Origin of the sequence: Cytobacillus oceanisediminis (assembly GCF_004366035.1) — a bacterium.
Classification (GTDB): Bacteria; Bacillota; Bacilli; order Bacillales; family Cytobacillaceae; genus Cytobacillus; species Cytobacillus oceanisediminis_C.
In genome coordinates this window covers 1-11,745 of the sequence record NZ_SOEE01000005.1, presented here as the reverse complement: position 1 = coordinate 11,745, position 11,745 = coordinate 1, and the positions used below count along the sequence as shown (strand labels likewise).

Sequence of the window (11,745 nt, the reverse complement as noted above, 5' to 3'; positions counted from 1 at the left end):
ATTTACAATAATGGTATAGTAGCAAGGGGAAAAGTTAGTGATCACTTCTCAATCTACATAAGTCCAAAGTCCTGACGATATTAAGGAAGAGATTTCGAATGATAATTGGTGGAATTTGACCCGTGAATTTATTTATCCTGTCCGAAAATTTCTGTAGGGATGACACAGCCATATGCAGGTGCGATGGGATCGATACTGTGGAATTAGTCAAACACTGAGAGTCATTTAAATATTATAAGCAACAATTTGATTTTACTTTAATTTGAAGGGAAATAATTTTATGAAAATCAAAAAGATAATCTACAATGTTAGTCTTATAATTTGGTTTATTTCTTCTCTTTATTTCCTATACAAATATTCTTTGAATGCTGGATACTGGAAAAATCCCCTCTTAATATCTCTGTTCTTTTATATGGTCATCATGGTTATCATTAAAGGTTTTAGTAAACTAATTAAATGCATGACCTTGTTTTATATTGGGTTTGGTGTATGGTTCATTATTAATTTCATAGTAGCACTTGGAAATGCATTTCAGTAGATTAATATCTTTGGGGTCCACTGTTCATTTATAGCCTATACGTAATGTAAAATATCAATCAAACGTTTGATTAAAAAACAGGCAAGCTCAGTCGAAGTGTTAATTAGTTAAGGAATTATTCTTGTGTGATATTAATATTCGCGTATTTACTCTTGGATCTCTTTTTATTTAGATATAAATCCTAAGGAATTGGGCAATAATTCTATAAAAAAGCCCAGAGGTTTTGTATGAAAAATATTATTGAGCGGATTATGAAAAGTTTTGATATTAATGAAGCGCTGAGTGAAGAAATTACTGAAGAGGAGTACGACTACGATTTTAATGATGTCGTGCATCACCATCATATCTGGAAATTGAATGATGACCAATAATTTCTCCAGGATTTAACTTGTATTTAGACATTTGCTAAGTAAGCAGGAGTGATGGAATTTCTTGATGCCTGTACTGGGGTGATTGTCTGTTTGGCTGTTTTCGCAGGAAAGTTAATCTAAACAGCTATAAAAGCTGTAAGAGTTTCGATGAGTGATATTTGGATTTCTTATAAAATGTTACTAACAGAATAGAAGATGATGTAGAGCCTAAGAGTGTGTTATACGTAATAAACCATAACTTATGCCATTCAATCTTTAATTGTTTGACCATTTGTATCACTCCTAACCTTTTTTTAGAGCATATCATTCAATTGTTAATTGTACTTTACTTGTTTGTTAAGAATTGAAAATCCAAGTCAAATAAGCATTTAATGAAACATTAAGTAAAGTCCAAAAAAATAAAGCCTGCTTCTTAAAAAAAGAAGCAGGCTTTATTTTTAATTATTAACTTTATTCAGGAATACAGAAGTTACTTTTGCAGCTTCTTCACGGGAAGCTTTGCCAGTAGGGCGGAAGTCATTGTGGCCGTACCCTTGAACGAATTGAAGTTCATAAGCTGCTGCAATAGCTTCTCTAGCTTCATCTGTTAAGTGAGAGATGTCTGTAAAAGGAGCATCTTCTTTCGCTTTGTAGTCAGCTTCTGTTTTGTACTCATAAGCGCGTTCAAGCATTAATGCCATTTCATAACGTTTAATGGAAGCTTTTGGGTTAAACTTTTTTGCACTAACACCTTTAACTAATCCAGCTTCAAATGCGGCTGCAATTTCATCTTGAATTTCCTTAGGGAAATTTGAGATATCAGTGAATGGCGTTTTTGCAGTTGCTTTTAAATCTAAAGCTCGAACTAGCATGGATGCAAATTGAACACGAGTTAATTCAGCTTTTGGAGAAAATGTTGTGGCTGAAGTACCTTTAATTAAATCTTTTGAATAAAGATCAGCGATAAACATTCTTGACCAAGCTGTCTTGCTTACATCGTTAAATGGAAGAGCTGCTGCCACACGGCCTTCAATCTTAGCGTTGATTGGGCTATTTTCCTTGATATAGTCAATCAGGATTTCATCGAGCGCACCGTATTCATTAACGAGCGGGCCATCAGCAAACATTGTGTAATCGTCGCCGCCTACAGCCATAAAGTCATTTGTTGCAACTGTATAGGTTTTAGCTAGTTCTACTGGTTTATTATCGATTGTAAGGTTTGTTACTCTGTTGCCCTTTCCAGCTTTAAGATCAATCTCAAAAGTCATTCCGGCTACATGAGGGAACGCGCCTTTAACATTAGGGTAATCGCTTGTTCCATGCTCTAGCGCAGCCTTGATCTGTTCACCTGTAAATTCTTTCGTTACAAGGAAGTTACCAAAAGGCAATACGTTTACTACGTCACCTTTTGTAATATCTCCTGCTTGGATGGAATCGCGGATCCCGCCGCCGTTTGTGATCGCAGCGTCAGCACCTGTTGCTGCAATCATTGCATCAGTTAATAGATTTCCAAGGTTTGTTTCTCCTGCACGAACATGCTCGCGTACACCGTCAAGCAGTGTTTCTGTAGTGCCGATTTTCTCGGAAAGAATTACATCCTGCTCTTTTTTGATGTTTTCGATTAGTGTTTTTACATCAGAATCTTCAGCAACATCTGCTGCTTCTTCCTGCGTAATTAATCGAGCATTTTTATCAGTCAATTTGTTATCTGCATCAAAGGTTAATTGAACAACACCCAGGTTTTTTGTATGTTCTCCTGCACTTACAATCAGAGTGTTTTCTCCTTCTTCTTGGCCATTTACTAATGTAGAGTGGCTGTGTCCATCAACAATTATGTCAATTCCCGGAGCGCCTTCTGCCACTTTGATAGATGTATCTGTGCTGGAAGCATCTATGCCAAGGTGAGTTAAAGCAACTACTACATCAACCTGCTCCGTTTCCTTAAGGACTTTAACCATTTCCTTTGCTTCTTTAACAGGATCTGTAAAGTCTAAACCTTCTACATTCTTAGGGTTTGTTTTAAAATGAGTTTCAGGAGTGGATAAACCAAAAATACCGATTTTGACTCCATCAACTTCTCTAACCTCATATGGCTTTAAAAGACGAGTGTCGTCTTTTTTGTATCGAACGTTGGCACTTAAAACAGGGAACTCAAGCATTTCCGTAAGTTCTAATAAACGCCCATAACCATAGTTGAAATCATGGTTACCCGCAGCCATGCCGTCATATCCAAGCTTATTCATAATTTGAGTAATGCTTTCTCCTTTTTCAACAGTTGCAAAAGGAGTTCCATGCAGCGTATCACCGGCGTCAAGCAAAAGTGTATTAGGGTTATCGGCTTCCAGTTCCTTTACCAGAGTCGCTAATTTCGCGAATCCCATACCGCCATCTTTTGGCCCCACTTTTGCATGAGTATCATTTGTATGTAGGATCGTGATTGTCTTTTCAGCTGAATCAGCTGCACTTGCAGTTTGAACACCTGCAAAGCTGGCCAAAACCAATATTGCTGAAAACAGGATCAGAAAACCTCTTTTTATAACAGCCATTTTTCTCCTCCTAGTAAAATAGTAGTGTTTCCATCCTATTATAATACAAAAATAGACAAATTTACGGGTTATTTACAACTTTTTGAAGAAAATTAACAAATAATTTAGCATATTTATTTATGATAATGAATTATTTTCGACTCTATCATTTTTCCTGTAGTTCCAGAAGGAACATTAATTCTTTTGAGGAGAGTTGTTCCTATCTTTTGATTGACTCCTTCCTGGACAGTAAAGGTTAACAGGTGACCAGTTTCCTTCAATATTTTTTCTGAATCTGAGCTGTATGCCCCATAAGGATAGGCAAAAGCAACAACTGTGTTACCTATTTTTTCTTCTATCATTCTTCTATTTTTGTTTAGATCATCTTTTATTCGATTGTAATATTGATCTATGGTTTCCAGGGTTCCATCCTGATAAATAGGACCTTTTATGACAGCATCAATTCTTTCGTTATAGGATCTATCCTTCTTATGCAAATCATAGGTATGGCTCTGGATTTCTACAAGTCCGGAATTATGCATTTCTCTAGCCTGTTCCCACGATAACTTTGGGAAAGTATTTGGCGTATACGGAGAATTATTGTTTTCCCTCATTACACTTCCAATAACAAAGATTGTAGCCTTCATGTTTAATTGTTTTAGGATTGGAAAAGCATATATATAATTGCTTTCATAGCCATCATCCATGGTAATCATTAGGGGCTTGGAAGGAAGTTTTCCTTTGCCTTCTATATATAATAATAGATCATGATTAAAAATCGTTTGATAACCTGCTTGTTTTAAGTACTTTAATTGACCCATAAATTCGTTAGGGTTAACGATTGTGGGGGAGCCTTTCCCTTCAGAAAAATGGTGATACATCAGAACAGGAATCGTAATGTCATTATTCTTTGATACTCTTGAAGTAATGAGTACAGAATTACTGGAACCTTTCCAATCTACTTTGTATCCTTATGATTCACTTAGAAACCTAATGGGGACAAGAATCCTAGAGTTATCAGGACTGGAGTGGTGTCGATTCTCTTCTTTTCCCCATTTATAAGAATAAAGGGCTTGTTTAAGTAAAGATTTACAGTGTTAATTCCATCATAAATCGTTGCAGACTGTTCCTTTTGAAACCAGGCTACTTTCGAGTTAAGCGACTCTGAAGTTAACCGGATGGGGACTAGGACTCTGCCTTTTATGTTTTGAGGAGGAACATCGTATTTTACATTTTGCCCGTTGACATAGACGTTGATTTTATTTTCTTTTGCTTGGAGTTGATTACTATAAACCAACGAAAAAAGAATCATTATTGCTGTTAAAAAATATAGTTTCTGATACATGTTATAGTCCTTCCATATTTGCATAAAACTAGGTGATATAGGCTAATGTACTTCATCTTTTAAGTGTTTTCAATTGTTTTTTGGAAATTTCTATTAAACTTATGGGTAAATAGTGATGTTTTTGTGAGAAATACTCCAAAGGCTGAAAGTGCTTAAGTGATAAGAGGGGATTATATATAATATGAAGAAAAAGCTTAATGTTTTCTTTACACAGGGTTAAACTTTAATAAATATACATATGATATCTTAAAGAGAATAAAGGAGGAGAGATGTAAATATGGTCAATCGTATAATAATTGAATGGCATAAATTCTGGTTTATTACAATTAATTCTTTATTGAGTTCGACTTCATCTTATTATTTTCTTTCATACCTCCACAAAAAATCTAAATATCATCATATTAAACTAGTGCAGCTCTTATAGGGGCTGTATTTTTTTGTCTTCCAAAAAAAGGTTTGTAAAAAAGTGGGGGCAACATGTTAGAATACATAAAGTGTATTAATTTGAAACATTAAATTTTTATTACAAAATTAAACAATTGTTGACAAATATATGTTATACTATGCCATATTTCTTTTTACTGAATTAGGAAATTAATTTGATCTTAAACCATATTTATCCGTTTTGTAGTAAAATAGTCACTCCGGACTTTAGTAGCAATACATATCAAGTATCTAGGGGGAAAAATAATGAAGAAAATAAAAAAAGCAATAATTCCGGCTGCTGGATTAGGTACTAGATTTTTGCCGGCTACAAAAGCAATGCCAAAAGAAATGCTTCCAATTGTTGATAAGCCAACTATCCAATATATTATCGAAGAAGCGGTAGCTTCAGGAATTGAAGATATTATTATTGTTACAGGAAAAGGTAAGCGTGCAATTGAAGACCACTTTGATAATGCTCCGGAATTAGAACAGAGTTTATTGGAAAAAGGCAAATTAGATATTTTAGAAAAGGTACGATATTCTTCTAATCTTGCAAATATCCATTATATTAGACAAAAAGAGCCAAAGGGATTAGGCCATGCAGTATGGTGTGCACGAAACTTTATTGGAGATGAACCTTTTGCGGTACTATTGGGAGATGATATTGTTCAAAGTGATGTTCCATGTGTGCAGCAACTAATAAGTCAATACGAAGAGACAGGCTCATCTATTATAGGAGTACAACAGGTTTCTCATAGTGAAACTCATCGATATGGAATAATTGACCCATGTACAATAGAAGGAAGACGTTATCAAGTCAGTAATTTTGTTGAGAAGCCTGCCCAGGGAACGGCTCCTTCAAACTTAGCGATTATGGGGCGCTATGTTCTTACTCCGGAGATATTTGAATTCCTTGAAATGCAAGAAACTGGTGCTGGTGGGGAGATACAATTAACGGATGCCATTCAAAAATTAAATCAATTACAACGTGTTTTTGCATATGACTTTGAAGGACATCGTCATGATGTTGGTGAAAAACTAGGTTTTGTTAAAACGACAATCGAGTTTGCTTTACAGCATGAGGAATTACGATATGATGTTCTAGAAATAATGAGAGAAATCCTAAATAAAGAAAAAATACTTAATTAATCTTAATCCCTTGGAAAATTAATTAATACTAAAGAGGTGTACAAAATGAAAAAGGTATTAACTTATGGCACTTTTGACCTTCTCCATTGGGGCCATATAAATCTTTTAAAACGGGCAAAAGATTTAGGTGATTATTTAATTGTTGCGATTTCGACGGATGAATTTAATAAACTAAAAAATAAAAAATCTTATCACAACTATGAAAATCGGAAATTAATCCTAGAATCTATAAAGTATGTTGATGAAGTTATTCCTGAGGATAACTGGGAACAAAAAGTACAGGATGTTATAAGTAACAACATTGATATTTTTGTGATGGGTGATGACTGGGAAGGTAAGTTCGACTTTTTGCAAGAATATTGTAAAGTAGTATATCTGCCAAGAACAAAGGGGATATCTACAACACAAATTAAAGAAGATCTTCTTCTGGTATCCAGGTGAAAAAAGTTATTAAAACTAAATTAATTATAACAAGCTTTTTTGATGGTTTTATTAAACTAGATTATTCACAGTGTGGATAGTCTAATTTTTTTGGTTAAGCAAAAAGAGCTTCCCTTTACCTTAGTATATAAAAGAATTATAGATTGAAGTGAGGTTTTAATCATGAATAACGTTAACAATCCATTTTTCATAGATTATTCATTTATTAATTCAAAAAATAATGACTATTTATCTGGTACTTCAAATAAAGATAAATATGAAATTATTAATTTTTTTAAAGAAGAAAGATGTGAATATTTCTCAAATATAATAAGTATTTGTAAGAATAATCTATCACCGAACGATACGGTAAATTTTGGAGGTGAAGTATACTTAGTACTTGAGCAAAATGGGGCTGATGGAAATATTGATTTTATAGGAATTAAGAAGCCTGAAAAAGATACGATTAATATAGCGACATTAACATATTTATATGGACAATCTTTAAAAAAGGCTTTTGAAAAGATAATAATAAAGATGAAGGATAATTCTAAATTAAACTTATTTATAATTGGACGTGGCCCTCTAAAAGAATATATTGAAATGTTTGCTAGAATAAATAATGTTGAGGAAAGGGTATTAATAATTGAAAGTCTTATAAATCCATTTAAGTTAATTGGACTTTGTGACTTTTATATCCCTGTCCCTAATAGTAGACTAAATACTATTGATTGGAATATTAAGTCTGCCTATATAAGTGGCTATATTTATATACCAGGTTTTTCACAAGAGTCACCTGATGCCTGTGAGAAAAAATTACTATTTAAAGATACGGATGGGAATGTAGTTCGGGAAGTTTTAGTTGATAATAAGTACATTGACTGGTTAACAAGACATCCAAACCATGGTAACGACTTTGTAAATTATGATTTTGCATGGTTTGGTAAATGGATTGATTTTAAAGAGCTAATGTTGCCAATGGGAAATTTCTTTATATCAGTAAAGATTATTCAAGGTGAGTTGGAATTAGAAGCTCCATTGATAAATTCTATTTCAAGAGAGATACCTGAGAACCATAGAATTGATGATTGTTTATATTCATTTATTGAAAATAAAGAACTAAATAAACATATAAGTATTAATGTTAGTAGCGGAAATATTGTTGGTCGGTCTAATGCTGTTAAGTGGAAAGATAAAAAAGTATATTTAAGTGGATACTCATACATCAAAAATATTGAGGAAAACAGCCCTAATGAGCATAAAGAATTATTAATTAAAGATAAAAACGACCAAATCATCACAAAAATAAGTTTAACAAGCAAGAAGGTTGAATGGCTTTTATCTCATAGTAATCATGGAAATGGAAAGTTGGACTACAGGTTTGCTTGGTTTGGTAATTGGTTAGATGTTACACAACTTCCTTCAAAAAATGGGATATATAAATTGTTTGTACTAGTTAATAATTCAAATATTGATAAAGAAATACAATATAGAAATACTATTGATCATGCTATAGATGATTCAATAATAGAGTTTGAAAGACATAGTTACCAGTTTTTTGAAGGGGAAAATAAAGAGATTCTTCTAAAGGTTTTCTCGTTGTAATTAGAAAGGAGTATTAACTTTGGCTAATAAAATTATTAAATATTTCAAAAGAAAAATCCCTTTTATAAAAAAACCAATTAATGAGTACAAGACGAATGAAAGGTTTAGGATTCGTTCTAAATATAGTAAGTACCTTAACAAATATATAGTTAGGGATAATGTTATACTTTATGAATCGTACCATGGAAAAAATTTCACGGGTAATCCTTTAACTATATTCCTAAAGCTATCTACACTTGAGGAATTTCAAAATTACAAGCATATAATTGTTGTAAATGAGAATAACCCATTGGTTGAAAACTTTTCGAAAAAACCCAATGTGCAAATAGTATCAGTTGACGATGACAACTACCTTAAATATTTAGCAACTGCAAAATATTTAATTAATAACACTTCTTTTCCTTATTATTTTATTAAAAGAGAAGGACAAATATATATAAATACTTGGCACGGTACACCACTAAAGACGTTGGGTATAGATATAAATAATGCTGGCATGGCCGATCACATGAATATTCAAAGAAATTTGCTGCAAACTGACTTTTTGATTAGTCCTAATAAGTTTACCTATGAAAAGTTACTGTCATCTCATGATATTATAAATATCTTTTCAGGAAAAATTGCAGACATTGGATATCCGCGTGTGGACTCGACCATTAATTCCAATAGAGAAGAAGTTTTGAGTAAATTAGGAATTCAGTCAGACAAAAAGGTTATATTATATGCTCCAACATGGAGAGGGACTGTAGGGAATGAAAGTGATACTAGCCAAAAGTTGTTAAATGAAGTTCTTCAATTAAAAGAGAGATTAGGTAATGATTATATAGTTCTATTAAAATCACATTACTTCGCTTATAAGTATTTCGAAGAAAAAAATTTAGAGGATATTTGTATTCCGAATTGGTTTGATACAAATGTAATACTAGCTGGAATTGATATATTAATAACTGATTATTCTAGTATATTTTTTGAGTTTCTGCCTACTGAAAAAACAATTATTTTTTACGGTGATGACATAGAACAATATGCTGAAGAACGAGGATTTTACCTTAACATAGATACGTTACCAGGACCTCTATGTAAAGAAATAGAGGCTGTAGCTGATAACATTCTAAAAGAAGGACTGATAAAGGATATATATTTAGATAAGTACCAAAAATATAAACAGTCTTTTTGTTATAATGACGATGGTAATGCAACAGATCGGTTAATCGATATTATTTTCAGAAATAAAAACAAGGAAAATACAATTTCTGTTCAAACGAATAAAGAGAAAGTTTTAATATACTGTGGTGCCTTCTATAATAATGGTATTACAATGTCTGCTTTAACTTTATTGGATAATATTGATTATAACAAATATGAAGTAGTAGTTATTGAAAATCCCAAGGGAACTGATGAAAAATGGAATAATATTAGAAAAGCAAATAAAAATGTACACTTTATTTATAGGCCTGGAGTTATGAATCGAACAATTTTCGAAAGCTACAGACACCAGTGGACATTAAATAGGGGAATATCAGGAAAATTAATGGAAATGGTTGTTCCTAAATCTCTTTATAAAAATGAGTATAGAAGAATCGTTGGAAATACTCATTTTGACTATGTAATTAATTTTGGAGGATACAATGATTTTTGGAGCCTCTTATTTGCCTTTAGTGAAGTTAAAAGAAAGACAATTTATCTTCACAACGATATGAAAGAAGAATTTAATAAAAAAATTGGTGGTAAATTCAAACATAAAAAACACTTAAAGGTAATTTTCTCTACCTATAAATATTATGATCAAATCGTGTCAGTAGCTAAATCGACACATGAAACAAACTTTAAAAATTTAGGAAGCTTAGTCCCTAATGCATCTAAAAAAATGACTTACATTAATAATTTAGTTAATTCAAAGAAAGTCAATAATCTAAAAAATAGACGAGAATATATAAGTTATAATGGGGAAAATTATATAGTTTTAGAGCAAAATAAAAATGGGAACGTTATTAGGGTTAAAGGAACCCAATCTCCAGGTTCGACAGATATCAATTTGGTAACAATTGGTAGATTATCCCCTGAAAAAGGTCATGAAAAACTTATTCGTGCATTTTATGATGCTTTAGAAATAGATAATAAAATGAAACTTTATATAGTAGGGGAAGGTCCACTAAAAAGCAAGCTTATAGAAATAATAAATGAATTAAATTTAACAAAAAAAGTATTTTTAGTAGGACAGGTTGAAAATCCTTTTGTTTTAATAAAAGAAAGTGATTGTTTTATTTTGTCCTCTAATTATGAGGGGCAAGGATTAGTATTATTGGAGACAATGATAATTGGGAAACCAATTATTGCAACTGATGTTACCGGAGTAAGAAGTGTGTTAGAAGGTGGTTATGGTCAGTTAATTGATAACAACGAGTCTGCATTAAGAGAAAGCATAATTGACTTTGCAAGACAATATAGAAAAAAAGAGTGTCCAAAACAGAAAAGATTTGATTATAAGAGATACAATAAACAGGCAATGGAACGTTTTTATAAGATTGTGCTTAGTGCAGATGGAGATAAATAGATGCTCAAAGTATCCGTGATTGTACCTTTTTACAATGTGGAGGATTATTTAGAGCAAGCATTGGATTCTCTTAAACACCAAACTCTTAAAGAAATAGAAGTAATAATGATTAATGATGGTTCTAGTGATAGAAGTCTTAAAATTGCTGAAAAATACGCAAGGGAATATAAAAACTTTCAACTAGTAAATTGCAAGAAAAAAAGAGGTCCTGGATTTGTAAGAAATATAGGATTACGTCAGGCAAAAGGGAAGTATATTGGTTTTTTAGATGCAGATGACTTTTATGAAAAAACCACATGTGAAACTCTTTTTTACATTGCTGAAAAACATAAAGTTGATATAGCAGTAGGTAATGTTAGGCAGTTCCAAAATGATAATTTTTTTTTGTCGGGACTTCATAAGAAAGCATTTAAAAATCACTTGAAAACTACTAGTATCCAAAAAGATAGTGATTTGCTGTATGATACAAGTGTGTGGAATAAAATCTATAGAAGAAAATTTATTGTAGAGAATGAAATTGAATTTAATGAAGATATCTTATATGAGGATATCCCTTTTTCAATTGAAGCCTATTTAAAAGCAAAAAATGTTTATGTGACTCTGGAGTATATTTACAATTGGAGAATTAGACAGGATGATAATAATCTATCAATAACTCAACAAAGACTGGAACAACAAAATTTCACAGATAGAATTAATGCAATAAAAAGAACAAATAGTTTAATTAGTAATTATAGTGAATCGAAAACATTATATTATAAATTCCAATATAAAGTTTTAGAACATGATTTTCCATTGTATATAAATTTACTTTCAGAGATGAATGAGGACCA

The 11,745-nt window shown here is 32.0% G+C and carries 9 protein-coding genes; 6 read left to right on the top strand and 3 right to left on the bottom strand.

The window, feature by feature from the left end; translation table 11 throughout:
• The first annotated feature begins 765 nt into the window (after positions 1–765).
• Positions 766–909 (top strand): hypothetical protein, encoded by a 144-nt coding sequence (locus DFO72_RS29485; protein WP_166672482.1) that lies wholly within the window; start codon positions 766–768, stop codon positions 907–909.
• Between the two features lie 437 nt (positions 910–1,346).
• On the opposite strand, the gene DFO72_RS13390 is transcribed toward DFO72_RS29485, so the two are convergent.
• The 3 genes from DFO72_RS13390 to DFO72_RS13380 form a co-directional block, all read right to left on the bottom strand.
• Entirely contained in the window at positions 1,347–3,434 is a 2,088-nt protein-coding gene (locus DFO72_RS13390) for a 5'-nucleotidase C-terminal domain-containing protein (RefSeq protein ID WP_113882167.1), read from the bottom strand.
• A 113-nt stretch (positions 3,435–3,547) separates the two neighbouring features.
• A complete protein-coding gene (locus DFO72_RS13385; protein WP_258549814.1) occupies positions 3,548–4,234 on the bottom strand; it encodes a polysaccharide deacetylase family protein in 687 nt (228 codons plus the stop codon).
• A 161-nt stretch (positions 4,235–4,395) separates the two neighbouring features.
• Positions 4,396–4,758, bottom strand: coding sequence for a stalk domain-containing protein (locus DFO72_RS13380; RefSeq protein ID WP_166672480.1), 363 nt, complete (start codon positions 4,756–4,758; stop codon positions 4,396–4,398).
• 690 nt (positions 4,759–5,448) lie between these two features.
• Between DFO72_RS13380 and galU the strand changes: the two genes are divergently transcribed.
• The 5 genes from galU to DFO72_RS13355 all read left to right on the top strand — a co-directional run.
• A complete protein-coding gene (galU, locus tag DFO72_RS13375) occupies positions 5,449–6,333 on the top strand; it encodes a UTP--glucose-1-phosphate uridylyltransferase GalU (RefSeq protein WP_113882164.1) in 885 nt (294 codons plus the stop codon).
• A gap of 45 nt (positions 6,334–6,378) precedes the next feature.
• Positions 6,379–6,774 (top strand): glycerol-3-phosphate cytidylyltransferase, encoded by a 396-nt coding sequence (gene tagD / locus DFO72_RS13370; protein WP_113882163.1) that lies wholly within the window; start codon positions 6,379–6,381, stop codon positions 6,772–6,774.
• Between the two features lie 162 nt (positions 6,775–6,936).
• A complete protein-coding gene (locus DFO72_RS13365; RefSeq protein WP_134177256.1) occupies positions 6,937–8,358 on the top strand; it encodes a hypothetical protein in 1,422 nt (473 codons plus the stop codon).
• Positions 8,359–8,377: 19 nt separating this feature from the next.
• Complete coding sequence (locus tag DFO72_RS13360) at positions 8,378–10,912, top strand: glycosyltransferase (protein ID WP_113885908.1); 2,535 nt, start codon at positions 8,378–8,380, stop codon at positions 10,910–10,912.
• Positions 10,913–11,745, top strand: an 833-nt coding sequence (locus tag DFO72_RS13355) for a glycosyltransferase (protein WP_134177254.1), incomplete at its 3' end; no start/stop codon positions are given.